Source organism: Gibbsiella greigii (assembly GCF_039540155.1).
In the GTDB taxonomy this organism is placed as follows: Bacteria; Pseudomonadota; Gammaproteobacteria; order Enterobacterales; family Enterobacteriaceae; genus Gibbsiella; species Gibbsiella quercinecans.
Genome location: NZ_BAABEM010000048.1, coordinates 116,992 through 143,869, shown reverse-complemented (window position 1 = coordinate 143,869; position 26,878 = coordinate 116,992). Strand labels below are relative to the sequence as shown.

Annotated in this window: 20 protein-coding genes; 10 read left to right on the top strand and 10 right to left on the bottom strand. The window is 58.0% G+C overall.

All coding sequences use genetic code 11. From position 1 onward, the window contains the following. Window positions 1–129: 129 nt before the first annotated feature. Window positions 130–870: a pyruvate formate lyase 1-activating protein gene (gene pflA, locus AC559G_RS20990; RefSeq protein ID WP_438597805.1), complete on the top strand. Its 741-nt coding sequence runs from the start codon at window positions 130–132 to the stop codon at window positions 868–870. Window positions 871–956: 86 nt separating this feature from the next. Here the strand turns inward: pflA and AC559G_RS20985 are convergent, their stop codons facing one another. The 6 genes from AC559G_RS20985 to lrp all read right to left on the bottom strand — a co-directional run bounded on the left by AC559G_RS20985 (window position 957) and on the right by lrp (window position 9,935). After that, on the bottom strand, window positions 957–2,102 hold the full coding sequence (locus AC559G_RS20985; protein ID WP_498914443.1) for an MFS transporter: 1,146 nt from the start codon (window positions 2,100–2,102) through the stop codon (window positions 957–959). Between the two features lie 251 nt (window positions 2,103–2,353). After that, window positions 2,354–3,646: a serine--tRNA ligase gene (gene serS, locus AC559G_RS20980; protein WP_498914441.1), complete on the bottom strand. Its 1,293-nt coding sequence runs from the start codon at window positions 3,644–3,646 to the stop codon at window positions 2,354–2,356. Between the two features lie 110 nt (window positions 3,647–3,756). Beyond that, window positions 3,757–5,100, bottom strand: a complete 1,344-nt coding sequence (locus AC559G_RS20975; RefSeq protein WP_498914439.1) for a replication-associated recombination protein A — start codon at window positions 5,098–5,100, stop codon at window positions 3,757–3,759. A gap of 7 nt (window positions 5,101–5,107) precedes the next feature. After that, complete coding sequence (lolA, locus tag AC559G_RS20970) at window positions 5,108–5,719, bottom strand: outer membrane lipoprotein periplasmic chaperone LolA (protein WP_438598755.1); 612 nt, start codon at window positions 5,717–5,719, stop codon at window positions 5,108–5,110. A gap of 196 nt (window positions 5,720–5,915) precedes the next feature. Next, complete coding sequence (locus AC559G_RS20965) at window positions 5,916–9,320, bottom strand: DNA translocase FtsK 4TM domain-containing protein (protein ID WP_498914437.1); 3,405 nt, start codon at window positions 9,318–9,320, stop codon at window positions 5,916–5,918. A 120-nt stretch (window positions 9,321–9,440) separates the two neighbouring features. Beyond that, window positions 9,441–9,935, bottom strand: a complete 495-nt coding sequence (gene lrp / locus AC559G_RS20960) for a leucine-responsive transcriptional regulator Lrp (protein ID WP_004928318.1) — start codon at window positions 9,933–9,935, stop codon at window positions 9,441–9,443. Window positions 9,936–10,592: 657 nt separating this feature from the next. Between lrp and trxB the strand changes: the two genes are divergently transcribed. The 5 genes from trxB to infA all read left to right on the top strand — a co-directional run bounded on the left by trxB (window position 10,593) and on the right by infA (window position 16,387). Continuing rightward, window positions 10,593–11,555 carry a thioredoxin-disulfide reductase gene (gene trxB, locus AC559G_RS20955; protein ID WP_095848045.1) on the top strand — a complete coding sequence of 321 codons (963 nt, stop codon included), beginning with the start codon at window positions 10,593–10,595 and terminating at the stop codon, window positions 11,553–11,555. Window positions 11,556–11,801: 246 nt separating this feature from the next. Beyond that, window positions 11,802–13,568 carry an ABC transporter ATP-binding protein/permease gene (gene cydD / locus AC559G_RS20950; RefSeq protein ID WP_498914434.1) on the top strand — a complete coding sequence of 589 codons (1,767 nt, stop codon included), beginning with the start codon at window positions 11,802–11,804 and terminating at the stop codon, window positions 13,566–13,568. Between the two features lie 2 nt (window positions 13,569–13,570). Continuing rightward, window positions 13,571–15,307, top strand: a complete 1,737-nt coding sequence (gene cydC / locus AC559G_RS20945; protein ID WP_498914432.1) for a cysteine/glutathione ABC transporter ATP-binding protein/permease CydC — start codon at window positions 13,571–13,573, stop codon at window positions 15,305–15,307. A 30-nt stretch (window positions 15,308–15,337) separates the two neighbouring features. Further along, window positions 15,338–16,063 (top strand): leucyl/phenylalanyl-tRNA--protein transferase, encoded by a 726-nt coding sequence (aat, locus tag AC559G_RS20940; protein ID WP_438598052.1) that lies wholly within the window; start codon window positions 15,338–15,340, stop codon window positions 16,061–16,063. 105 nt (window positions 16,064–16,168) lie between these two features. Beyond that, window positions 16,169–16,387 carry a translation initiation factor IF-1 gene (infA, locus tag AC559G_RS20935; RefSeq protein WP_002211347.1) on the top strand — a complete coding sequence of 73 codons (219 nt, stop codon included), beginning with the start codon at window positions 16,169–16,171 and terminating at the stop codon, window positions 16,385–16,387. A 287-nt stretch (window positions 16,388–16,674) separates the two neighbouring features. On the opposite strand, the gene clpA is transcribed toward infA, so the two are convergent. Next, on the bottom strand, window positions 16,675–18,951 hold the full coding sequence (clpA, locus tag AC559G_RS20930; RefSeq protein WP_438598053.1) for an ATP-dependent Clp protease ATP-binding subunit ClpA: 2,277 nt from the start codon (window positions 18,949–18,951) through the stop codon (window positions 16,675–16,677). A 159-nt stretch (window positions 18,952–19,110) separates the two neighbouring features. After that, window positions 19,111–19,431, bottom strand: coding sequence for an ATP-dependent Clp protease adapter ClpS (gene clpS, locus AC559G_RS20925; protein WP_095848040.1), 321 nt, complete (start codon window positions 19,429–19,431; stop codon window positions 19,111–19,113). A 408-nt stretch (window positions 19,432–19,839) separates the two neighbouring features. Between clpS and cspD the strand changes: the two genes are divergently transcribed. Continuing rightward, on the top strand, window positions 19,840–20,061 hold the full coding sequence (cspD, locus tag AC559G_RS20920; protein WP_095848039.1) for a cold shock-like protein CspD: 222 nt from the start codon (window positions 19,840–19,842) through the stop codon (window positions 20,059–20,061). Window positions 20,062–20,180: 119 nt separating this feature from the next. On the opposite strand, the gene AC559G_RS20915 is transcribed toward cspD, so the two are convergent. Next, the gene (locus AC559G_RS20915) at window positions 20,181–21,833 is read right to left on the bottom strand and encodes an ATP-dependent endonuclease (RefSeq protein WP_498914427.1); all 1,653 of its coding nucleotides are present in this window, start codon (window positions 21,831–21,833) and stop codon (window positions 20,181–20,183) included. A gap of 188 nt (window positions 21,834–22,021) precedes the next feature. On the opposite strand from AC559G_RS20915, the gene AC559G_RS20910 reads away from it, so the two are divergent. Both AC559G_RS20910 and poxB read left to right on the top strand, forming a co-directional pair. Beyond that, on the top strand, window positions 22,022–22,918 hold the full coding sequence (locus AC559G_RS20910) for a LysO family transporter (protein WP_498914425.1): 897 nt from the start codon (window positions 22,022–22,024) through the stop codon (window positions 22,916–22,918). Window positions 22,919–23,130: 212 nt separating this feature from the next. Continuing rightward, on the top strand, window positions 23,131–24,852 hold the full coding sequence (poxB, locus tag AC559G_RS20905; RefSeq protein ID WP_498914423.1) for a pyruvate oxidase: 1,722 nt from the start codon (window positions 23,131–23,133) through the stop codon (window positions 24,850–24,852). Here the strand turns inward: poxB and AC559G_RS20900 are convergent. Continuing rightward, entirely contained in the window at window positions 24,849–25,181 is a 333-nt protein-coding gene (locus tag AC559G_RS20900; protein ID WP_498914421.1) for a DUF1294 domain-containing protein, read from the bottom strand. The two genes, poxB and AC559G_RS20900, sit on opposite strands and share 4 nt — an antisense overlap. 176 nt (window positions 25,182–25,357) lie before the next feature. Between AC559G_RS20900 and AC559G_RS20895 the strand changes: the two genes are divergently transcribed. Continuing rightward, the gene (locus AC559G_RS20895; protein WP_498914456.1) at window positions 25,358–26,791 is read left to right on the top strand and encodes a DUF2867 domain-containing protein; all 1,434 of its coding nucleotides are present in this window, start codon (window positions 25,358–25,360) and stop codon (window positions 26,789–26,791) included. The last annotated feature ends 87 nt before the right edge of the window (window positions 26,792–26,878 follow it).

Below are 26,878 nucleotides of genomic sequence, written 5' to 3'. Positions count from 1 at the left end.
AATCGCCGGTTAGCAGGAATGGTTTCATTTGCCCCGCTGTGGGTAGCCACATCGTATCCCCCTGCTCCCCGCAATAAAGCCGGTTTTTAGAGGCTGCGTTTGACAGCCCATATTGGAGAGATTCCCGCAATGTCAGTGAAAGGTCGCATTCACTCTTTTGAATCCTGTGGCACGGTTGATGGCCCAGGGATACGTTTTATCGTTTTCTTCCAGGGTTGTCTGATGCGCTGCCTGTATTGCCATAACCGCGATACCTGGGATACCCACGCCGGGACGGAAGTCACCGTGGAAGACCTGATGAAAGACACCGTATCCTATCGCCACTTTATGAACGCCTCCGGCGGCGGCGTTACCGCATCCGGTGGTGAGGCCATCTTGCAGGCCGAATTTGTCCGCGACTGGTTCCGTGCCTGCCATAAGGAAGGCATCAACACCTGCCTGGATACGAATGGCTTTGTTCGCCGTTACGATCCGGTCATTGATGAACTGCTCGACACCACCGATCTGGTCATGCTCGATCTCAAACAGATGAACGATGATATTCACCAGAACCTGGTCGGCGTGTCCAACCACCGTACGCTGGACTTTGCCCGTTACCTGGCGAAACGCAATCAGCGCACCTGGATCCGTTACGTGGTAGTACCCGGCTGGTCTGATGACGATAAGTCCGCCCATATGCTGGGTGAGTTCACGAAGGACATGAGCAACATTGAGAAAATCGAATTGCTGCCTTACCACGAGTTGGGCAAGCACAAATGGATTGCCATGGGGGAAGAGTACAAGCTGGATGGCGTGCATCCACCCACAACCGAGACGATGGATCGCGTAAAAGGCATCCTGGAAGGTTACGGGCATAAAGTCATTTACTAACCTTCCCTGCCCTGGCCCCTTCCCTTATGGCAATGGGCCATATTCATTCCGCAAATAAAATACGCTGGGTTATCCGGCGTGCATTATCAAGCCGCTGCCAGCGGCGTGTGGTGGTGATCCGGTTTACGCAGCAGCATAACCAGGTAGACCAACGCCACCAACGCAATCATCACGAACAGTAAGCGATCGGAGTAATTCTGCATCAGCATGGCGGTCATGCTGGGGCCAAGCAGGCTACCGATGGTGTAGCTCATCAACAGAGCCTGGTTCATCGCCACCAACTCATGCGGCAACGCTTTCTCGCAGGCCCAGGACATGGCGACCGGGTACAGCGTAAAACCGGCGCAGCCCAGCATAAACAGCGACGGCGCCATGCCGTAGTTGCTCAGCATCGCCACGCTGGCGAGGATCACTATAAACACCTGAATACGCAGCACCAGCAAGCGGCCATAGCGATCGGCCATGCGCCCAACCGGCCACTGGCCGACGATGCCGGCGCTGATCAACAACGCCATCCAGTAACCGACGTGAGCATCGTTCATCCCCTGATGGGATAAATACAGCGGCATTAAGCCATACAGCGAACCCAGCACCATGCCGGAAATGATACAACCGTGCATCCCCAGCCGTGCGCTGCGGCGCTTCAGCATCGGCCAGACGGCGACCCGTGCGGGGGTATTGTCTTCACGGCCGACGCGGGCAAACAGCATCGGCAACATCGCCGCGGCAACCAACGCGATCGCCCAGGGCAAGACCTGCATCAGTTCCGTTGAAACACCGCTAAGCAGGATTTGCCCGGCCACAGTGCCCAAGTAATACACCATCATATACGCAGCCAGCAATTGGCCACGGTTGGCCAGCGTACCGCTGCGCAGCAAAGCGCTTTCAACGATCACCCAGATCCAGGCGCAGCCCACGCCGGCAAAGAAACGCCAGCCTATCCAGCTCCAAAAATCCAATGACAGCGCCATGCCTGCGGTGGCTACGGCAAACAGTAAACAAGAAAGATGGTAACTGCCGGTAAAACCGATGCGCTGAATCAGCTTACCGGCAGTCAGGGTGCCGACCAGGTTGCCGGTAAAATAGGCCGAACTCACCATGCCGATTTTCCAGGTTGATAGCTGGGCATGTGTTAACCAAAGCGGAACCAGAGTATTCAATACGGCAATCGAAACCGTAAGCAACAACAAACCACAGAGCAGCATCAGCACTGGGCGAGAGTATGCGGACATAGTGAGATGGAAACCGAACACGCAAGAGAAAGTGCGCGCATCATGCCACTGGCGATAAAAAAGTCAATCCACTCTGTGGGGTACAGCGCACAATATGTTTATCGCCACTAAGCAAAGGAGCTAGCGCATGGGTTTAAGGGAAAAATACTTAATAGAAACGGAGGGAACAAGCGTATTGATGCGGGGGAAACAGCGCTGTCAACCAAGCAACGAACCCCTTCGCCTAACGGCGAAGGGGAACGAAACACCGATCAGCCGATAAACTCAAGGCCGTTCATATAAGGGCGCAACACTTCAGGCACCTGAATGCGGCCATCGGCCTGCTGGTAGTTTTCCAGCACCGCGACCAAGGTGCGGCCAACCGCCAGGCCGGAACCGTTCAGTGTGTGCACCAGGCGCGGCTTTTTCTCCGCTTTATTGCGGCAACGCGCCTGCATGCGGCGTGCCTGGAAATCCCACATATTGGAACAGGAAGAGATTTCACGGTAGGTGTTCTGTGCCGGCAGCCAAACCTCAAGATCGTAGGTTTTGCAGGAGCCGAAGCCCATATCACCGGTGCACAACAGCACCTTGCGGTATGGCAGGTTCAGCAACTGCAGCACCTTTTCCGCATGGCCGGTAAGTTCTTCCAATGCATCCATGGAATCTTCAGGGCGGACGATCTGCACCATTTCAACTTTATCAAACTGGTGCATACGGATCAGGCCGCGGGTATCGCGCCCGTAAGAACCGGCTTCCGAACGGAAGCATGGCGTATGCGCCGTCAGCTTCAGGGGCAGGGTTTCTTCATCCAGGATCTCATCGCGCATCAGGTTGGTCAGCGGCACTTCCGCCGTTGGGATCAGCGCATAGTTGCTGGTCGCCGCTTCTTCTTCCAGCGGGCGGGTATGGAACAAATCTTCGCCAAACTTCGGCAGTTGCCCGGTCCCGTACAGCGAAGCGTGGTTCACCAGGTAAGGCACGTAGGCTTCCTGATAGCCGTGCTGCTCAGTGTGCAGATCCAGCATAAACTGCGCCAGCGCGCGGTGCATCCGGGCGATTTGCCCTTTCATGACCACAAAGCGCGCGCCGGAAAGCTTCACGCCGGCGGCGAAATCCAGCCCGCTGGCCATTTCGCCCAGCTCAACGTGATCGCGCACCGGGAAATCAAATTGGCGCGGCTCGCCCCAATGGCTAACCTCCAGGTTTTCGCTGTCATCTTTACCGTTCGGCACGGCGTCGTCCGGCAGGTTCGGGATGGTCAGCGCATAGTCACGGATGGTGTTCTGCAGTTGTTCCAGCTCGGTTTTAGCGGCATCCAGCTTTTCACCCAGTTCACTGACTTCACGGCGCAGCGGCTCAATATCTTCCCCGCGCGCTTTTGCTGCGCCGATGGATTTCGATCGGGAGTTACGTTCTGCCTGCAATGTTTCAGTTTCTACTTGCAGAACCTTGCGGCGTTCTTCTTGCGAACGCAGCAGATCCAGATCCAGTTTGAAGCCTCTGCGAGCCAGTTTTTCGGCGACTGCGTCTAGCTCATTACGCAGCAGATTGGGATCGAGCATGCTAATCCTGTGCTTGTTGTTATTGAAAGAAAAATTGTCGTTTTACGCTGCGATGAAAAGCAGCGTAAAAAGGGAAACGAATACCCGCTAACCTTACCGCAACGGCAACGCTAGCGGTAGCGTTTTGTCGGGCTATTTTGGTCCTGCTCTGCCAGCCACGCCAACTTCTCGCCGATTTTCCCTTCCAACCCACGCGAGGCCGGATAGTAGTAGCGCGTATTGGCCATTTCCTTCGGGAAGTAGTTCTCACCCGCAGCGTAGGCATTGGGCTCATCGTGAGCGTAGCGGTACTCGGCGCCCAGCCCCATTTCTTTCATCAGCTTGGTGGGCGCATTGCGCAGGTGCTCCGGCACATCATAATCGGCCATCTCTTTGGCATCGCGCATGGCCGCTTTGAACGCGGTATACACCGCATTGCTCTTCGGCGCGCAGGCCAGATATACGATAGCCTGGGCGATAGCACGCTCGCCTTCCGCCGGGCCAACGCGGGTAAAGCAGTCCCAGGCGGCGATCGCCACCTGCATCCCGCGCGGATCGGCATTGCCGACATCTTCCGATGCGATCGCCAACAGCCGGCGCGCCACGTAGAGCGGATCGCCGCCGGCGGTGATGATGCGGGCGTACCAATACAGTGCGGCGTCCGGCGCGGAACCGCGCACCGATTTATGCAGCGCCGAGATCAGATCGTAATAGCGGTCGCCCTTGTTATCAAACCGCACGCTACGTTCGCCGGAGACTTCTTTCAGCAGCGCCGGCGTCAACAGGCGTATACCGCGGGCATCGGTCTCAGCCATGTCAGCCATCATCTCCAGGCTGTTCAGCGCGCGCCGCGCATCGCCGTTCACCAGCTCGGCGATCATGCGGCGCGTTTCATCAGGCAGCTCAATATTCTGCCCCGCCAGGCCGCGGCTGCTGTCGTTCATCGCCTGATCCAGCACCTGGCAGATATCCTCCACCGTCAACGCTTTTAGCAGATACACACGCGCGCGTGAAAGCAGCGCTGAATTCAGCTCAAACGAGGGGTTCTCGGTGGTTGCGCCGATAAAGGTGATGGTGCCGTCTTCAATATGGGGTAGAAAAGCGTCCTGCTGGCTTTTATTGAAACGGTGCACCTCATCAACAAACAGGATGGTGCGGCGCCCGGCATCGCGGTTGTGCCGCGCACGCTCGATCGCCTCACGGATCTCTTTAATCCCGGAGGTAACCGCAGAGATCCGCTCGACGTCCGCCTGCCCATAGCGGCCTATCAATTCCGCCAGCGTCGTTTTCCCCGTGCCTGGCGGCCCCCACAGGATCATCGAATGCAGTTGACCGGCCTCGATGGCTCTCGGCAGAGGTTTGCCCGGCGCCAGCAAATGCTGCTGGCCGATGTATTGCGCCAGCGTGGTTGGCCGCATACGCGCGGCCAACGGCTGGAACTCATTTTGAGAAAAATCGAGTGACAGATTACTCACGCAGACCTCACTGGCGCTGGTCGTCCAGCGTCACCCCCTTTGGCGGGGTAAATGTAAACTTGGCCGCATCAACGCCGCTGTTTTGTTGGCCTTTTAAGGTATAGGCGCTGCGTTGGCCGTCTTGTTCAACCGCGGCAAAGCTCTTGATGGTGCCGCTATTGCTGACGGAAATCGCAAACTGCTTCAGATTACCGCTGGCCGATTTCGGCGTTAATTCAAAATCATCGCCTTTTTGCTTGATATTGTACTGTTTCCAGTCGCTGGCGCTGTTGCGAGTGATCAGCATAAACGGCGTATTGTTGGTGGCGCTTTTCAGCCAGGTCGCCGTCACTTGCTCCACAAACGGATTATAGAACCACAGCGTTTGCCCATCGGAAACCAGCACGCTTTCATCCGGTGAGGTCATATGCCAGTTAAACAGGTTCGGGCGCTTAACCCACAGCTCACCTTCACCCTGCTGCACGGCGGCGCCATCACTGCTGGTGACCGCCTGCGTGAAGCTGGCATGGAAACTGTTCACCTTCGCCAAACGGCTTTGCAGATCCTGTGCGGCATCCGCCAATGCTGAAGTGGCGACGAAACCAGAAAGCAAACAACAGGCAACTAACAGTTTTTTCATTATTCCAGATACCTTATGCGTTACATGAATCGCCGGGCCTAATCATGCGCCCAACAAATGACTATCCTGCGCCATTGTAGCCAATGTCTGCCAGCGCGAGCGGTGTATTATTCCTAGAAATGCTTGGGTTTACGCATCTTTGCACAAGGGCCGCTAAGCGGCCCCTGGTTTTACAATCAAGCTGATAAGAAACGCGTTAACCCTGCCGCGGCGGCGCCAGCACCTCACGGTTGCCGTTATGCCCCTGCTCGCTGACAATGCCCTGCGCTTCCATCTGTTCGATGATGCGTGCGGCGCGGTTATAACCGATACGGAACTGGCGTTGAACGCCGGAAATGGAAGCGCGGCGTTTATCCACCACAAACTCCACCGCCTGATCAAACAGCGGATCCAGCTCTTCGTCACCTTCGATACCACCGCTTTCGCCGTCCTCACCGCCGCTCAGGATACCCTCTTTATATTGGGGCCGCTCACGCGCTTTCCAATCCTTAACCACCGCATGCACTTCCTGATCGCGCACAAAGGCCCCGTGCACACGTACCGGAATCGAAGAGTTTGGCGCCAGATACAACATATCCCCCATGCCAAGCAGCGATTCCGCCCCGCCCTGATCGAGAATAGTGCGTGAGTCGATCTTGCTCGAGACGGTAAAGGCAATGCGCGTTGGGATGTTGGCTTTTATCAGCCCGGTGATCACATCCACCGAAGGGCGCTGCGTCGCCAGCACCAGGTGGATACCCGCAGCGCGCGCTTTCTGCGCCAGGCGGGCGATCAGCTCTTCAACTTTCTTGCCCACCGTCATGATCAGATCGGCAAACTCATCCACCATCACCACGATGTAAGGTTCTTTTTCCAGCGTCGGCGGCGTGATATCCATGCTGTCCGTCGGCTTCCAGAATGGATCCGGGATTGGGCGCCCCATTGCTTCGGCCTGGTCGACACGTTCGTTATAACCGGCAATGTTACGCACCCCAAGCGCAGACATCAGCTTGTAACGGCGTTCCATCTCGGCCACACACCAGCGCAACGCATTGGCGGCGTCTTTCATGTCGGTGACCACATCGGTCAGCAGATGCGGGATGCCCTCATAGACCGACAGCTCAAGCATTTTCGGGTCGATCATGATAAAGCGCACTTCTTTCGGCGTCGCCTTATACAGGATGCTCAGGATCATGGCGTTGACCCCGACCGACTTACCGGAACCCGTCGTACCGGCAACCAACAGGTGCGGCATTTTGCCCAGATCGGCCACCACCGGCTCGCCGGAAATATCTTTCCCCAATACCACAGACAGCGGCGACAGGCTATCGCGGAACGCCGGGCAGTCCAGCACTTCGCGCAGATAGACCGTTTGGCGTTTGGCGTTCGGCAACTCAAGACCGACGTAAGGCCGGCCAGGAATCACCTCAACCACACGCACGGCCGAGGTTGACAGCGAACGCGCCAGATCGCGCGACAGGTTGGAAATACGTGCCGCTTTCACCCCTGGCGCCAGATCCAGCTCAAAGCGGGTAATCACCGGGCCGGGCAGGATATCAACAACGTCGGCCTTCACCCGGTAATCCGCCAGGCTAGCTTCCACCAGGCGCGCTTTTTGTTCCAGGGCGAACATATCCACCGGTTCCACTTCTTTCGGCGCCGCCGCCAGCAGATCCAACGTCGGCAGTGGAGTGGTTGGCTTCTGCAACGGCTGATCGTTACGCATCAGGAACGGGTGAATCAGGCTGTCCATCGCGGGCTGTTGTGCCGCTGGCGGTTGCTGCGCCGGCTGTACCTGGCTGCCGGGGTGGGCAGGCGGTTGTGAATAGCCATGCTGTACCGGTTGCTGGACAATTGGGGTTGATGGTGCATCGGCAGGCGTAGCAGGCTGGCTTTGAGCCAACGGCTGAGCGGCGGCCTCTGCCTCTTGCGGTGACAGGGTAAACAACGGCGCTTTCGGCCCCTCGTCGATCAGATCGGCAATCGGCGAGAAGCTGAACGCGTTGCGGGTATCGACCGGGTTTGATGCAGTTGGTTGCGCCAATTCCTCATCTTGCTGGCCGTAACGCGCCTGCTGTTGTTCGGCAAAGGCCTGGCTTAGCGCCGCTTCCTGCAGGGCATCTTCATCGTCGGCCTGCGAGGATTGTTCGCCATAGCGGGCATTTTGCTGTGCCAAAAACTCCTGTCGCAGCGCTGCCTGCATAGCTTCATTATCGTCATCCTCCGCCGCCTGAGCACCCTGCGGTTCAGGCGCCTGGTTACGCTGTTGCTGTTCGGCCTGGCGCTGTGAAGGCAGCTTGATGCCATAGGAAGCCAGCTCGCGCCGGGTAGGGATGCGCACCGGATTCGGGCGCGGCAGTTCCGGGCCTATCCCCTGCTTCACCTGCGGGTTCTCGTCGCTGGTGGCGCTGAAGGCAGGCATAAAGGTCGTGCTTACGGCAGCGGCTTCCGCTGCGGAAGGCGTTGCCGGTTTGGCGCCCGTACTGTTGAAATCGAAGTCGGCGCCGATATCTTCATCACGCTGCGCGGCGGAGAAATCGAATGGGGAATGCGGGCTGCGCTCCGGCTGTGCCGGGGCGTTCCAATTGCCCAAGCGAGGCTCATCGTCTTCCCGATAGGCCGCCGCCTGCGGTGTTTTCGGCGCGGGCGTTTCTTCCGGCAATTCAAATGAATACAGCGGCGGTGTTTGCGGCTGCGCCGGCGCATCGGCGGCGGGCGCTTGCGGCGCTGCGGCGGCAACCGGCGCTGCAGGTGCCGCTGGCTCGCTATGCGCCGCTACCGGCTGAACATCCGCCGACACTGGCGTTTGTTGCTCATCCGCTGCCGCATCATCCGCCTGCGCCGTATCCTGCACGCGCTCATTAACCGACGGCGCCGAAAACAGCACGTCATCATCTTGCGCGGCGCCAATGCTGTTAGCCAACGCCGCCGCCTCTTTACCTAGCGGCGGCTTCTCGCCCGGCACCTGTTCGTCTTCATCGTCGTCCAGGTAGCGATCGTCGCGGCGCGAGCGGTTGGACATAAAGGTCAACATGCCCAGCACCACCCCACCCATTTTTTCCGCGATCACCAACCATGACCAACCGGTAAACAGCGTCAGCCCCACGGCCCAAACGCACAGCAACACCAGCGTAGCGCCAATGCCGTTGAACCAGGGCAGCATGGCATTGCTCAACAGGCTGCCAATCACGCCGCCTGAAGCGAAATAGTAGAGATCGTCAACGTTTAGCGCGGCCAGGCCGCAGGAGGAAAGAATCAGCGCCAGCGTTCCGATCAAACGTAGCGAGAGTGCAAAATAATCGATGTAATCACGGGTATCGCGCTGCCGATAAGCGGCCCAGCACAGAATAATCATGATCGGTGGGATCGCGTAGGCCAATACCCCGAAGGTAAAGAGCAACGTATCGGCCATCCAGGCGCCAACGCTACCCCCAATGTTATGGATAGGTTCATGCCACGCCGTTTGCGACCAGCTCGGATCGGAAGGATTGAAGCTGACCAGCGCAACCATAAGATAAACGGCGAAAATCGCCACCACAATCAACACAGCTTCAAGCAGGCGGTTCCCGCTGCTGAGTTTTTTTAGGGTGACTTCTTTGTCTTCTGTGTATTCCTGGCTCAAGAAAGGCTCTCCAGGTTCCTGTTGCCTGACATAGCAACAACGCCGAGAGCTCGCCCCGGCGCTGAAGCTGTATGAATGAACAGGAGTGTAACCAATTTAATCAGGTTTTGCACCTGTACCTTACCGTGTTTTAATCACCAGACGGTTACTCTGTTTCACTTCTTCCATGACTACGTATGTACGGGTGTCATTTACCCCCGGCAGACGCAGCAAGGTTTCACCAAGCAGCTTACGGTAAGCGGACATATCCGGTACGCGGGTTTTCAACAGGTAGTCGAAATCACCGGAAACCAGATGACACTCCTGAATTTCCTCAAGCTTCTGCACTGCAGAGTTAAATTGCTCAAACACATCCGGCGCACCGCGGTTCAGCGTGATTTCCACAAAAACCAACAGCGAAGCATCCAGATAATGCGGGTTAAGCAATGCAGTATAACCATGAATAAAACCCTGGCGCTCAAGGCGGCGCACACGTTCTAAACACGGCGTTGGGGATAGCCCTACGCGCTTTGAAAGCTCAACGTTCGAAATACGCCCATCCTTCTGTAACTCGTTCAGGATATTGCGATCGATACGGTCAAGATCTTTACCCGGGCGTTTTTTATTGTCTGCCATTATTATTGTCTCTCTTATATTCTTCTTACACTTGCCATACCCTAGCCGACGTCAATGTATAAGGGCTAGTCCAAGCGTAGACCCGATGCCTGTTATAGTTTTCACTATCATCATTCGCCATCGCGCACTCTGTCTGCCAAACTCTGCGCAACCTATACAAATGACGTCCCACCGAAAAAAGAAACCACCGCCGCGCTCGCACGATATTCCCCGCCGCCGGTTCGCCTTGGCGCAATCTGCTACATCGGCGCCGTAAATACGTACTATTTGCTGCCGGTACGGGGGGTAATTTCTTCTTCCTCTGATGTTTTCGCAAATGCACAGCGGATTGTCAAAGTAAAAGAAGCAAAATCAGAACAACATACCGCCATGAAAACGCAAATCCCCATTTTTAGTTATGAATTTCCACCGTGAAATTGCAGCCTGATGGTGATATTAACCTGATAAAAATCAGGTTTTTTATCGGTTCTCTCTCCGCCGTAACGCTGTTTTCATAAGTGAAACTGCGCGTTTTATATTCTTTTATGCAGCATGGAATTTATTAATAGACAATATCTATCAAACAAATCGTTAACAACACCCCAGCACACTTTTTTTACTGCCGCATTTTCCCTACAATCGGCGGACTGTCCGCTATTGTGGGAAAAGAGGTCATTCATGGGCACGGCTAAACATAGCAAGTTATTGATCCTGGGCTCCGGCCCGGCGGGTTACACCGCGGCAGTCTACGCTGCCCGGGCAAACCTGAAACCGGTGTTGATTACCGGGATGGAACAGGGTGGCCAATTAACCACCACCACCGAAGTGGAAAACTGGCCGGGGGATGCGGAAGGCCTGACTGGCCCACTGCTGATGGAACGGATGCGCGAACACGCAGAAAAATTCCAGACTGAAATCGTGTTCGACCATATCAACAGCGTTGATTTGCAAAACCGCCCTTTCCGCCTGTTCGGTGACAGCGGCGAATATACCTGCGACGCGTTGATCATCGCCACCGGCGCCTCCGCCCGTTACCTTGGCCTGCCGTCAGAAGAAGCGTTCAAAGGCAAAGGCGTTTCCGCCTGCGCAACCTGTGACGGCTTTTTCTACCGTAACCAAAAAGTGGCCGTTGTCGGCGGTGGTAATACCGCAGTGGAAGAAGCACTGTATCTGTCCAACATTGCCGCTGAAGTTCACTTGATTCACCGCCGTGACAGCTTCCGCTCAGAAAAAATTCTGATCGATCGGCTGATGGATAAAGTCGCAAACGGCAACATCGTCCTGCACACCGATCGTACTCTGGACGAGGTGTTGGGCGATGAAATGGGCGTTACCGGCGTGCGCCTGCGCAGCACCCAGGCCGAAGGGCAGACGGAAGAGCTGGCGGTTGCCGGCGTCTTTATCGCCATTGGCCACAGCCCGAACACCAGCGTATTTGGCGGCCAGTTAGAGCTGGAAAACGGCTATATCAGAGTGCAGTCCGGTATTCATGGCAACGCAACCCAGACCAGCATTCCCGGCGTGTTTGCCGCAGGCGACGTAATGGATCACATCTACCGCCAGGCGATCACCTCCGCCGGCACTGGCTGCATGGCGGCGCTGGACGCCGAGCGTTATCTGGATGGGCTCATCGCCAAATAATCGCAGCGCGGTTCGCATTCAAGCGGCTGGGTTTCCCAGCCGTTTTTTTACCTGGCGCCACCGTTTTCTCCCCTGCCCCTGATACGCCTACCATCCTGATACAATGATGTGCTTTATTATTTTCAGCCAGCCCAGTGACGAGGTAACATTAGCGTTCGCTTATTTGCTTGCATTTAAAGCAGATACTTTTTCAACAGGATGCTAACCAGGCCCGTTGCCGCATGCGTCAGCAACGCAGATTCTTTCATGAAAAACACCAGACAGCACCAGTTAACCCGTTGGCTTAAAGCACAAAGCGCATTAGCGCAGCGTTGGCTGCGCCTTTCCATGTTATTGGGGCTGATCAGCGGCATGCTGATCGTTGCCCAGGCCTGGCTGTTGGCCGCCCTGCTGCACGCACTGATTATTGAACAGGTGCCGCGGGAGCGGCTGATCCCGTCCTTTTGCTGGCTGGCCGCCGCCTTCGCCTTGCGAGCGCTATTAAGCTGGCTGCGTGAACGCGTCGGTTTCCGTTGCGGCCAGGTGATCCGCCAGCAGCTTCGCGGCCAGGTGCTGGACAAGCTGCAGCAGCTTGGGCCCGCCTGGGTGCAAGGTAAACCGGCCGGCAGTTGGGCCAGCATTATCATCGAGCAAATCGAAGATATGCAGGATTACTACGCGCGCTACCTGCCGCAAATGTATCTGGCAGCCTTTATTCCTTTATTAATCCTGATCACTGTGTTCCCCATCAACTGGGCCGCCGGGTTGATCCTATTGGCCACCGCGCCGCTGATTCCACTCTTTATGGCGCTGGTCGGCATGGGCGCCGCCGACGCCAACCGCCGCAACTTTGTCGCGCTGGCGCGTCTGAGCGGTAATTTCCTCGATCGCCTGCGCGGCCTGGACACGCTGCGCCTGTTTCATCGGGCGCAGGCAGAGACCGAACAGATCGCCAAATCATCCGAGGACTTCCGGCGCCGAACGATGGAAGTGCTGCGTCTGGCGTTTCTCTCCTCCGCCGTGCTGGAATTTTTCGCCTCGATTTCCATCGCCGTGGTGGCGGTTTATTTTGGCTTCTCTTATCTGGGCGAACTCAATTTCGGCAGCTATGGCACCGGCGTAACCCTGTTCGCCGGTTTTCTGGTGCTGATCCTGGCGCCGGAATTTTTCCAGCCGCTGCGCGATCTTGGCACCTTCTATCATGCCAAAGCGCAGGCCGTGGGAGCGGCGGAAGCGCTGGAAACGTTTCTGAACGCCGAAGGCGAGCAAATGGGCAACGGTAGCCAGGCTATGACGGGCGATACGCCGTTGGTGTTGCAGGCGCACAATCTGGAAATTCTGGCACCCAACGGGGTGCTGTTGGCCGGGCCGCTGAACTTCAGCGTGCCGGCGCAAACACGTATTGCGATCGTCGGGCTAAGCGGCGCAGGCAAAAGTTCACTGCTCAACCTGCTGCTGGGCTTCCTGCCTTACCGCGGCTCGCTCACGGTTAACGGCATCGAACTGCGCGAGCTGGCGGCGCCAGGCTGGCGCCGCCAGTTGGGCTGGGTCGGGCAAAACCCGCATCTGCCGGCGCAGACGCTGCGTGACAATATCCTGTTGGGCCACCCACAGGCAACGGCGGCCCAGTTACAACAGGCGATCGAACAGGCGTACGTCAGCGAATTTCTGCCGCACCTGCCCGACGGGCTGGAAACCCAAATCGGCGATGGCGCCGCGCGCCTTTCCGTGGGCCAGGCGCAGCGCGTTGCGGTAGCACGTGCGCTGATCAGCCCGCGCCGCTTGCTGCTGCTGGACGAACCGGCGGCCAGCCTGGATGCCGACAGCGAACGGCTGGTGATGCAGGCGCTGAATGCCGCCGCTCGCCAGCAAACCACGCTGCTGGTGACGCACCAGTTGGAAGAAATTGAAGATTACGATCGGATCTGGGTGATGAATGACGGGCAAATCGTGCAACAAGGCGATTACGCTACCCTGAGCACCCAACCTGGGCTGTTTGCCGATTTACTTGCACACCGCAGCGAGGAGCTATAACCATGCGTGTTCTGCTGCCGTTTTTGGCGCTGTATCGCCGCCACACGTTTCTGATTAGCCTTGGCATCATACTGGCCATCATTACCCTGCTGGCCAGCATCGGCCTGCTGGCGCTCTCTGGGTGGTTCCTGGCCGCTTCGGCGCTGGCCGGGCTGGCAGGCCTGTTTACCTTCAACTATATGTTGCCTGCCGCCGGCGTGCGCGGCGCCGCCATTTTCCGCACCGCCGGGCGCTATGCCGAACGCGTGGTGAGCCACGATGCCACCTTCCGTGTGCTCGCGCACCTGCGCGTTTTCACCTTCCAAAAGATCCTGCCGTTGTCGCCGGGCGGCATCGCACGTTTCCGCCAGGCGGAACTGCTCAACCGCCTGGTGGCCGATGTGGATACCTTGGATCACCTCTACCTGCGCGTGATTTCTCCGCTGGTCAGCGCCGCGGTGGTCATTGCCGTGGTCACCGCCGGCCTGAGCCTGCTCGATACCGGCCTGGCGCTGACACTGGGCGCCATCCTGCTGTTGCTGTTATTGCTGATCCCGCCGGTATTTTATCGTGCGGGCAAGCCGATTGGCGCGGAACTGACGGCGCTGCGCGGCCAGTACCGCACCGATCTGGCCGCCTGGCTTCAGGGCCAGGCCGAACTGGTGGTATTCGGTGCCGCAGAGAGCTGCCGCGCGGTGCTCAACGCCACCGAGCAGCGCTGGCAACAACGCCAGTGGCAGCAAACGTCGCTTGGCGGGCTAGCGCAAGCGTTGCTGATCCTCGCCAGCGGCCTGACGGTAACGCTGCTGCTGTGGCTGGCCGCCGCCGGCATTGGCGGCAACACCCAGCCCGGCGCGCTGATTGCTCTATTTGTCTTCGCCGGGCTGGCTGCGTTTGAAGCAATGATGCCGATAGCCGGCGCCTTCCAGCATCTGGGGCAGGTTGTGGCTTCCGCGACGCGGGTAAAGCAGATTATCGATCAGCAGCCGGAAGTGAGCTTTCCGGCCCAGAGCGCGGATGCAGCGGCAACCGCGGCACTGAGTTTACGGCAGGTTGACTTTACTTACCCCGGCCAACGCCAGCCGGTGCTGCGTAACATCACGCTGGATGTGGCACCCGGCGAACATATTGCGTTGCTGGGGCGCACCGGCTGCGGCAAATCGACCCTGCTGCAGTTGCTGACCCGCGCCTGGGACGTCGACAGCGGCAGCATCCGCCTTAACGGCCAGCCGCTGGCCAGCTATAGCGAAAGCACGCTACGCGCCATGACCACCGTCGTGAACCAACGGGTGCATATTTTCAGCAGCACACTGCGTGAGAACCTGCAGTTGGCCGCCCCCAGCGCCACTGACGCACAGTTCAACGCCGTGCTGCGCCAGGTAGGGCTGGATAAACTGCTGGAAAACGAAGGGCTGAACGCCTGGCTGGGCGAAGGCGGCCGCCAGCTTTCCGGCGGTGAACAACGCCGCCTGGGGATTGCTCGCGCGCTGCTGCACCCTGCCCCGCTACTGCTGCTGGATGAACCGACCGAGGGATTGGATGCTGAAACCGAACGGCAGATTTTGCAATTGCTGCGCCAACATTGCCAAGGCAAAACGCTGATTCTGATTACCCACCGTTTGTATGGGCTCGATCATTTTGATCGCATCTGCGTGATGGACGGCGGTAAGATTATCGAACAGGGCGACCATGCGGCGTTACTGCGGCAACAAGGCCGCTATGCGCAATTCCACCAGCGTGTCAGCCGTGTTTCGCTTTAATACCGCCTGTAGCGCACACCAGGGGGCACTATGCGCATCATGAAGCTTTCCCCGCACTCGCTTGCGTTCCCGGCGCCAGACAGCGCCCTGCGCGATCCTAACGGGCTGCTGGCCATCGGCGGCGATCTTAGCGCGCCGCGCCTGCTGGCCGCCTATGCGCAAGGCATTTTCCCCTGGTATTCACCGGGGGAGCCGATCCTATGGTGGTCGCCGGATCCGCGCGCGGTGCTATTCCCAGACGAGCGCCATATCAGCCGCAGCCTGAAGCGCTTTCTGCGTACCAACCCGTTCCGCATTACCCTGAACCAGGATTTCGCCGCGGTGATCCATGCCTGCGCACAGCGCCCGCTGGAGGGCACCTGGATCAACCCGGCGGTGCAGCGCGCCTATCTGCAATTGCATCACCTCGGCCATGCGCACTCGGTCGAGGTATGGCAGGATCAGCAACTGGTCGGCGGCATGTACGGCGTGGCGCAAGGCGCGATGTTCTGCGGCGAGTCCATGTTCAGCCGCACCACCAACGCGTCAAAATGCGCACTAATGGCTTTTTGCCAGCATTTCACCGCTTTTGGCGGGGAATTGATTGACTGCCAGGTGCTTAACGCCCACACTGCCTCGCTGGGGGCTCGTGAAATCCCCCGCAGCCAATTTTTACGGCAGCTCAGCCACCTTCAGCGTAAAGCACTGGCGCCAGCATGCTGGGCAAAGCAAGACATACCCCCACAGCAGGTTGAACCACCCTCCTCAACAAACTAATTTGCGGAAATGGTGCATTGTTCGCCAACACTTCTTTACATAATGGGGGTTTTTCGGCATTATCTTGCCGGTTAAAAACTAAGGTAGTTACACCTAGAGGATTCGATGGCCAAAGAAGACAATATTGAAATGCAAGGCACCGTTCTTGATACGTTGCCGAACACCATGTTCCGCGTTGAGTTGGAAAACGGGCACGTGGTAACCGCTCATATCTCCGGTAAAATGCGCAAAAACTATATCCGCATCCTGACGGGTGACAAAGTCACTGTAGAGCTGACCCCGTACGACCTGAGCAAAGGCCGCATTGTCTTCCGTAGCCGTTAATCGGCTTATCCGCCCAACGGCGGCACCGAGGATGTAATCCCTCCAGAGCCCTTTCCGTTTAGCTGCGCCGTGGCGTTCCGTATAGCGCCGTATGCACGCAGATAAACTGAGAGGGCTCAATCATTTCCGCTCTCCCCCAATCAATAAAGAGTCATGCCGTAAGCGCGCTGAAAGGTAACGCCGCCTGCCGCCGGGCAACCCAACCCACGCCCGTAGCGAGAAAAACGCAAAAAAGGCCGCAACGTTATCCGTTGCGGCCATTGATAGAGAACTTAACGGCAAGCCGATTAGTGCACGCCCTCATCCGCCTTGCGTTTCTGCGCGCTGAGGAAGTGATAGGTCAGTTTCTGCGTTTCTTTATCCAGTTCCACTTTTACTGAACCCCCATCGACCAGCGAACCAAACAGCAGTTCGTTAGCCAGCGGTTTCTTCAGGTTTTCCTGCATGACGCGGGCCATTGGGCGGGCCCCCATCGCGCGGTCATAACCTTTCACCGACAGCCAGTCGCGCGCTTCGTCGCTCACTTCCAGCGACACGCCTTTCGCATCCAACTGCGCCTGCAGTTCCACGATGAACTTGTCGACAACCTGCTGGATAACGTCGCTCGACAGATGGTTGAACCAGATAATGTTGTCCAGCCGGTTACGGAACTCCGGCGTGAACACTTTCCTGATCTCTTCCATCGCATCGTGGCTGTTATCCTGCTCAATCAGGCCAATCGATTTACGTTCCGTCTCACGCACCCCGGCGTTGGTGGTCATCACCAGGATCACGTTGCGGAAGTCGGCCTTGCGCCCGTTGTTGTCGGTCAGCGTGCCGTTATCCATCACCTGCAGCAGCAGATTGAACACGTCCGGGTGCGCCTTTTCGATCTCATCGAGCAGCACCACGGCATGCGGGTGCTTGATCACCGCATCGGTGAGCAGGCCGCCCTGATCGTAGCCGACGTAGCCTGGAGGCGCACCAATCAACCGGCTGACGGTATGGCGTTCCATGTATTCCGACATGTCAAAGCGCAGCAGTTCAATATCCAGCGCTTTCGCCAACTGCACCGTGACTTCGGTTTTCCCGACGCCGGTCGGGCCGGCAAACAGGAAGGAACCCACCGGTTTGTGCTCATGGCCCAGCCCGGCACGGCTCATTTTGATCGCCTCGGTCAGCGCTTCAATCGCCGGATCCTGGCCAAACACCAGCATTTTCAGCCGATCGCCCAGGTTTTTCAGCACGTCGCGATCGCTGGCGGACACGGTTTTTTCCGGGATGCGCGCAATGCGCGCCACCACGGTTTCGATATCCGCCACGTTAACGGTTTTCTTGCGCTTGCTCACCGGCATCAACCGGCTGCGCGCGCCCGCTTCGTCAATCACGTCGATCGCTTTATCCGGCAAATGACGGTCGTTAATGTATTTCACCGACAGTTCCACCGCGGCACGCACGGCCTTGGCGGTGTAACGCACATCATGATGCACTTCATACTTGGTCTTCAGACCGTTGATGATTTGAATGGTCTCTTCCGGCGTCGGTTCAGTAATATCAATTTTCTGGAAGCGACGCGCCAGCGCACGGTCTTTTTCGAAAATGTTGCTGAATTCCTGATACGTAGTCGAGCCGATCACCCGGATCTTGCCGCTGGAAAGCAGCGGTTTAATCAGGTTGGCGGCATCCACCTGGCCGCCTGAAGCCGCACCGGCGCCAATGATGGTATGAATTTCATCAATAAACAGGATGCTGTTCTGATCCTGTTCCAGCTGTTTGAGCAACGCTTTGAAACGTTTTTCAAAATCGCCGCGGTATTTGGTACCCGCCAGCAACGAACCGATATCCAGTGAGTACAGCGTACAGTCAGCCATCACTTCCGGCACGTCACCCTGCACGATGCGCCACGCCAGCCCTTCGGCTATCGCCGTTTTGCCCACACCGGATTCCCCGACCAACAGCGGGTTGTTTTTACGGCGGCGGCACAGCACCTGGATGGCGCGCTCCAATTCACGATCGCGGCCAATCAACGGGTCAATGCCCCCCACCCGAGCCAGCTGGTTGAGGTTGGTGGTGAAGTTCTCCATACGGTCTTCCCCTCCGGACTGCTCTTCGTTTACCGGGTTTTCCGCATTTGGCGCCTGGCCCGGCTCGTCTTTACGCGTGCCATGTGAAATAAAGTTCACCACGTCAAGACGGCTGACGTCGTGTTTACGCAGCAGATAGGCCGCCTGCGACTCCTGCTCGCTGAAAATCGCCACCAGCACATTGGCGCCGGAAACTTCACTGCGGCCGGATGACTGCACGTGGAAGACCGCACGTTGCAATACGCGCTGGAAGCTGAGCGTAGGCTGCGTATCGCGCTCTTCTTCGCTGGCCGGCAGCGTTGGCGTGGTCTGTTCGATGAAGGCTTCCAGTTCCTGACGCAATGCCGCCAGATCCACCGTACAAGCCTCAAGCGCTTCACGCGCGGCTGGGTTGCTGAGCAGCGCCAGCAACAGGTGCTCCACGGTCATAAACTCATGTCTGTGCTCACGCGCCCTGGCGAAAGCCATGTTGAGACTGAGTTCCAGTTCTTGATTGAGCATAGGCACCTCCCCCAATAAATTACCTTTGAGCCTGTTCACTAGGCTATCTTACCTACCACTTTAAGCCTGGGCAGAATACCCGCCATCTTGCCTTTTTGGCGGCTCGCTGCCCGCGCCCAAACTGGCTGCGCTGATGACGCCTATTGAAGCACGCCCCGGTCAGGCTTTTTCCAGCGTACACAATAACGGATGCTCGTTCTCCCTGGCATAACGGTTAACATGAGCTACCTTGGTTTCTGCGACTTCGGCGGTGAACACCCCGCAGATCGCTTTCCCCTGATAGTGCACCGTGAGCATCAGTTGCGTTGCGCGTTCAATATCATAAGAAAAGAACTTTTGCAGAACGTCAATCACAAATTCCATCGGTGTGTAATCGTCGTTGTTAAGTATAACTTTATACATAGACGGCGGTTTTACCGCATCGATTTGTTTTTCTTCAGCTAAATGTTCAAAATTCAGCCAATCGTTGTTATTGCCCATCGCTGCTTATCTTCTCTTCTGTACCCTGATATGGGGTCACATACGGGTTATTCAAACGGAAACATTCGGCTGCGCGCAAAAAAGCACCGAACGATGCCGATCACACAGTGTGTACTCTGGCAGCGCCCAGCCTAAGTTCATTTTAACATCTTCGGCCACATCCTGCCGTATTGCCCAATGCGCGCTCCCTGGCAAAAATGGCCAGTATTTGCGCTAAAAACGGCCAATAGCGTTACCCGCTTCAAACTTTGATGAACTGCCTGCGGCGGACAAAAGCCATCCCCTTGACGTGATGATCATTTGCTCTAGAGTGTAATTTTGTGAGCTGCTGGTCTTTTAACCAACTGAGGCTCACCAGGCATCAGTTATTCATCTCACTTAAAATAGCATTGCGAGGGATGTAAAAGCATGGAGACGGGTACTGTAAAATGGTTCAACAACGCCAAAGGTTTTGGTTTTATCTGCCCTGAAGGTGGCGGCGAAGATATCTTTGCCCATTACTCAACGATTAAGATGGATGGTTACAGGACGTTGAAGGCGGGCCAGCAGGTCCGGTTTGACGTGCACCAAGGGCCCAAAGGAAACCATGCAAGCCTTATCGTGCCACTGGAAAATGAGGCGATTGCCTAAAACGCATCCGGCAGTTCACCACGGCACTGCCAGGTTAACAATGCCAGCCGCAGTATGACTGGCATTTTATTTCCCCGCTGGCACGCGCGTCAATCAGATTCCGGCCGTGAATGGGCCGGCTAATCAGCCCGCCCGCGTGCCAGCCAGATCACGCGTGAAAACATCTTTTTCAGCAACGGCGGCACCGAATCAGTGCCCCACTCACCGGCCTGCATCGCCACTTCAATTGCCAAATCAGGCTTTGAGGAGTGATGCACCGCTTTTTGGATCACTTTGCGCAGCGGCATCTGGGCATTGGCCGGCACCGCCGCCACGCGGTGATATACCGCGCTGAACCCCTCTTTGTACATAAACTGCTCCATGTCCATCGCCGGTAGCGCGGTCAGGCGATCGCGTTCAATATCAACGTGGTTGTCCAGCAGGCCGCGCACGGTATTGGCGTATTTTTTACCGGCCTCGTCACCGTCCACCAAAGCATGCCATTCGATCCCCATCCGGCGCGCGAACTTCAGCAGCGGCTTCAGCCCGCACTGGGCGAATTCAATCACCCGCACGCCTTCCGATTCGAAATGGTAGCCGCACTGGCGCGCCAATTCGTTCAACAACCAGACTTCGGTTTCCCCCTCCACCAGCAACCAGCAGCGGGCAAACAGCGATGAAGGCCGGTTGAACCGGATATGGAAGGCAATGCGGCGGCCGTCCTCCGCCCCCAGGCCGCGCGCGCCCAGGCGATAGGTCGCCACCCGCCCAGAGCCGCGCACCAGCCGGCAGACGTGCTCAATCGGCGCCAGCGACACCAACTGGCTGGAATTGGTGGTGGTGATGCGCTGCAAGGGCAATTGATCAAGCACCCCCCAGGCGACCGACAGCATAATCGGGTGTAGGCGGGTTTCAGGATCCTCCACCAGCAGCAGTGGGCGCGCATGGGGATCGAGCGTGACGTCGCCTTTGGCCTGCAACAGGGTGGAGAACATGCCCAGCAGGATCAAACGCATGCTTCGGCTGTTGGGCTCCGCCGCCATGCGGTTGAGGCCATCCAGCGCGCGCCAGGCCTGCTGTTCCTCCGGCTGGCGCCGCCGGGGGCGCGCCACCTGGGAACCATGCTCGGCAAAATAGTGCTCCAGCAGTTGCTGCATCGCCGCCAGCCCCTGGCGCAATTCGTTGTTGGTCAGTTTTTGCGGATTGCGCACCAGTTCGCGTGTCAATTGCTCCAACTGCTGCGCCAGCGCGGCCTGATCGGGCTGATTGTTGGCCAGGCGGTTCGGCCGCAGGCGGCGGACAAAGCGCGCATCGCGCAGGCGCAGCACGGGGTGAATACGCACCAGCGCCAACACCAGTTTATCGATATGGTGCAGGCGAATCGGGTTGCCGTCCGCATCCAGAAAACTGCGCCAGGTGCACACAGTGCCGTCGTCCTCGAGTTCACCTTCGCAGCGATAATGAATACGGTTCAGGTTGTCTTCGCCTTTCACCCACAGTGGGGAAAGCGCGCGGTAGCGCGGCAAGTGCGCATGCCCGGTGTCTTTTTCACAGAAGGTTAAAATAACCTGCAGATGCCGTTCTTTCGCCGCTTCATCACCGGGCGGGAAATGAAAGTCATGCGCCTCAAAGCGATACAGCACCTGTTCCGGGGCCAGCAGCAGCGTCAGCGCATCCAGCAGGCTCGATTTGCCCCAGGCGTTCTCCCCCAGCAGCAGGGTGTTGTCATCCAGCATCAGCGATAGCCGGTTGATGCCACGGAACCCGACAATTTCAAGACGTTCTAAATACATTCACCGCCTCCCAGGCGTGCTTTTCTCCGCCCCAACGGGGTGGGTTCCCCAGAGCATGGGCAAAAAACCCCTTACAGGTCAAGCAGACATCGTCAAATCCGCCGCTTTACTCCGCGGCCGGATTTGGTTAGCGTGTTCACCCGGCCATCGGCCCGGGTATTTCTCATTCCAAAGGACGCGCATTTTTCATGTATTCAGGACTGCTGATCATTCTGGTGCCGCTGATTGCCGGTTACCTTATTCCGCTGCGCAGTAAAACGTTAATTCGCACCGTCAATCGCCTGCTCAGTTGGATGGTGTATGTCATCCTGTTTTTTATGGGCATCAGCCTGGCGTTTCTGGATAATCTGGGCAGTAATCTGCTGCTGATCTTCCAGTATACGGCTGTGTTTTTCCTGTGCATTTTCTGCTTTAACCTGCTGGCCTTGTTTCTGCTGGAGCGCCACTCGCCCTGGCGCAGTGCGCATAAGCAAGAGGCCTTGCCGTCCCGCCTGCTGATGGCGCTGGAATCCCTCAAGCTCTGCGGCGTGGTGCTCGCGGGCTTTATTCTGGGGCTGGCACAGTGGCCGTGGTTGCAGTATGCGACGCAGGGCGGAGAATACGCGCTGCTTTTCTTGCTGTTGCTGGTCGGGACACAACTGCGCAACAGCGGTATGACGCTGCGCCAGGTGGTGATTAACCGCCGCGGCATGATCGTCGCCGGCGTGGTGTGCGTCAGCGCGCTGGCAGGCGGCGCGCTGGCCGCGTTGCTGCTCGGGCTGCCGCTGAAAGAAGGGCTGGCGATCGCCTCCGGCTTTGGCTGGTACTCCCTCTCCGGCATTCTGATCGCCGATACCTATGGCCCGGTAATGGGCAGCGCCGCGTTTTTCAACGATCTGGCGCGTGAGCTGGTTGCGATCATGCTGATCCCGGCGCTGGTGCGCCGCAGCCGCTCTTCCGCCCTGGGCCTGTGCGGCGCCACCTCCATGGACTTTACCTTGCCGGTGCTCCAGCGCAGCGCCGGGCTGGAAATTGTGCCCTCGGCGATTGTGCACGGTTTCTTGCTGAGCCTGTTGGCGCCGGTGCTGATCGCCCTGTTCTCATAAGCGTGCGGCCCGGTGCCGCCCCCGCGCCTGACAAACGTCAGGGCATTTATCGGTAAACCGCCCCGGCAGCGCTCTCCTAGACTCGGTGAAGCGCTGCGCTTTACCTTTCCTGACGTTCGTCGACAAAAGACCCGGTAGCCTATACAGGTAACCGCTCTGTCTGTGACTCATCGGATTGAGTTCATATTATTTTCACTATGCTTGGGGGAACTATGAAGCAAACAGTAGCCACGCTGGTCGCCAAAACGCTGGAAAAAGCGGGAGTAAAACGCATTTGGGGCGTCACCGGCGATTCGTTAAATGGGCTGAGCGACAGCCTGCACCGCATGGGCACCATCGAATGGCTGGGAACCCGCCATGAAGAAGTGGCCGCCTTTGCCGCCGGGGCCGAAGCGCAACTCACCGGCAAGCTGGCGGTGTGCGCCGGTTCCTGCGGCCCCGGCAACCTGCACCTGATCAACGGCCTGTTCGACTGCCACCGCAACCACGTGCCGGTGCTGGCGATTGCTGCGCATATTCCTTCCAGCGAAATCGGCAGCGGTTATTTCCAGGAAACCCACCCGCAGGAACTGTTCCGCGAGTGCAGCCACTACTGTGAGCTGGTGTCCAACCCCGAGCAGTTGCCGCGCGTGCTGGAAGTGGCCATGCGGCAGGCGATCCTGAACCGCGGCGTTTCAGTCATCGTGCTGCCGGGCGACGTGGCGCTGCGTATGGCGCCGGAAGACGCGCAGGTGGTGTGGCAAACCCCGGCGTTGCCGTTGGTGCAGCCGCCGCTGAGCGAGCTACAGAACCTGGCGCAAACCCTTAACGGCGCCAAGAACATTACCCTGATGTGCGGCAGCGGCTGCGCCGGCGCCCACGACGAGGTGGTTAAACTGGCCGAAACGCTGCAGGCCCCGATCGTGCATGCGCTGCGCGGCAAGGAACACATTGAGTGGGATAACCCTTACAGCGTAGGCATGACTGGGCTGATTGGCTTCTCCTCCGGCTATCACGCGATGATGAACGCCGATACGCTGGTGTTGCTGGGCACCCAGTTCCCCTACCGCGCGTTCTACCCCAGCAACGCCACCATTATTCAGATCGACATCAACCCCGGCAGCATCGGTGCCCACTGCCCGGTCAATCAGGCGTTGGTCGGCGATATCAAAACCACCCTGACCACCTTGCTGCCGCTGTTGGAGCCGAAACAGGATCGCAAATACCTTGATAAAGCCTTGGAGCACTATCGCGACGCCCGTAAGGATCTCGACAGCCTGGCGACCCGTAATGACGATCAGCCGATTCACCCGCAGTATCTGGCGCAGAAAATCAGCCAATACGCCAGCGAAGACGCGGTCTTTACCTGCGACGTCGGCACCCCGACGGTATGGGCAGCACGCTACCTGAAGATGAACGGCAAACGCCGCCTGTTGGGCTCGTTCAACCACGGCTCCATGGCCAACGCCATGCCGCAGGCGATTGGCGCACAGGCGACGGCGCCAAACCGCCAGGTAGTGGCGCTGTGCGGCGATGGCGGCTTCAGCATGTTGATGGGCGATTTTCTGTCGCTGGCGCAGCTCAAACTGCCAGTGAAGGTGGTGGTGTTCAACAATAGCGTGCTGGGGTTTGTGGCCATGGAGATGAAAGCGGGCGGCTACCTGACCGACGGCACCGATCTGCACAACCCGAACTTCGCGGCGATTGCCAACGCCGCCGGCATTAAAGGCATCCGCGTCGAGAAAGCGTCCGAGCTGGACGCCGCGCTGCAGGAACTGCTGGCTCACCCCGGCCCGGGGCTGCTGGATGTCGTCACCGCCAAGCAGGAACTGGCGATGCCGCCGCAGATCAAATTTGAACAGGCCAAGGGGTTCAGCCTGTATATGCTGCGCGCCATCATCAACGGCCGCGGCGATGAAGTGGTTGAGCTGGCCAAGACCAACTGGTTGCGTTAACCGCCGTATCGCCAATAGCCGATCGCCAGCGCCAGGTTCAGCACCACGCTGCAGATAAACCAGGTTTTGAACGGCTGCTTGCGCGTTTTATGGCAAAAGAGTTGCTGGCCGCAGATCGCTCCCGGCCAACCGCCTACCAACCCAAAGACCAACAGGGTGCTTTCCGGCACCCGTTGCCACGCCCGGATGGCCGCCAACTTATCTGCGCCGTAAATCAGCAGCGTCAACAGGTTAATCAGCACCACCGCCGCCCAAAGCGGCTGCGGCGAAAACAGGCTGGCGCCGCAGGCCAGTGCCAGCAGCAGATAACACAACGCCCCTACTCGCATCGCTCACTCCCCACCAGAAAAGGCGCCCAGTGTGCCGCGGCCGGCATGCCCTGGCAAACAGAAATCGTCCATTACGCAGTGCTTTTACTCGGCAGGTTTGGCATGCTATGCGCTATGAAACTCAAGCGCCACGGCCGCTTGGGCAAGGCGTTCACATTGACGATAAGGCGGCATGGATGATCCCCCAACGCATACTGGTGCTTGGCGCTAGCGGCTATATTGGCCAGAACCTGATCCCACATCTGGCGGAGCTTGGGCATGACATTATCGCTGCCGCCCGGCGCATTGAATGGCTGCAGGAACAGCACTGGCCGCGCGTACGTTGCCAATACGTGGATGTCTACCGCCCGGAAACGCTGGCCGCGGCGCTGTGGAATATCGATACGGTGTATTACCTGATCCACGGTATGGGCGACGGCGATGACTTTATCGAGAAAGAGCGCCAGGCGGCGGAAAATATGCGTGACGCGCTGCGCAACGCCAGTGTCAAACAGGTGATCTTTCTCGGCGCGTTGCAGCCGCGCGACACCCGCTCACCGCATCTGGTCGCACGTCAACTGACCGGCGATATCCTGCGCAGCAGCGGCGTTCCGATCACGGAACTCCGCGCCAGCATTATCGTCGGCCCCGGTTCGGCCGCTTTCGAGATCATGCGCGATATGGTGTACAACCTGCCGATACTGACCCCGCCGCGCTGGGTGCGCTCCAAATCATCGCCGGTCGCGTTGAGCAATCTGCTGGTCTACCTGGCCGGTATGTTGCAGCATCCGGCGGCGGAGAACCAGGTTTTCGACATCGCCGGCCCAGAATACATCAGCTATCAAACTCTGTTCGAGCGCTTTATCGCCATCAGCGGCAAAAAACGCTGGCTGCTTCCCCTCCCCCTGCCGACACGCTTTATCTCCGCGTGGTTTATCAGCATGGTGACCTCGGTGCCGGTGCCGATCGCCAACGCGCTGATCCAGGGCCTGAACCACGATCTGCCGGCCGACGGCAAAGCACTGCAAGCGCTGATCCCGCAAACGCTGTTTACCTTCGATCAGGCGGTGAAGGACACGTTGCGGCGTGAAGATGAAGTGGTGGCCTGCGCCGACTGGGGCTACGATCCCGAAGCGCGCGCCCGCTGGCGCCCCGGCTATGGCTTTTACCCGAAGCAGGCCGGCTTTACCATCGATACCACGGCATCCAGCGAAGCGCTGTGGCACGTGGTGCAGCAGTTGGGCGGCAAAGAAGGCTATTTTTACGCCAATATCCTGTGGCGCATTCGGGCCTGGATGGACGATCTGGCGGGCAACGGCGTGGTCTATGGCCGCCCGGCGCGCGCGACGCTGCAAGTGGGCGATCTGGTCGACGGTTGGAAAGTGATCACCATGAAGCCACTGCGCCAGTTGGCATTGCTGTTTGGTATGAAGGCGCCGGGGCTGGGGCGGTTGACCTTTAGCATTAAGGATTTTGGCGCATACCGGCAGCTTGATGTGCGCGCCTGGTGGCACCCGGCCGGGTTCAGCGGCTTGCTTTATTGGTTCCTTATGATGCCCGCTCACCTGTTTATTTTTCGTGGCATGGCAAAGCGCATTGCCCGATTGGCGCAGCGGCAAGATCGGCATTAAGGGGCATCAGGCGGTTATTTGTCGGCCAACCGCACACTTTGCTGCCGCAGTTAAACCCTTTCCGATTGCATAGCGCACAAAATCACG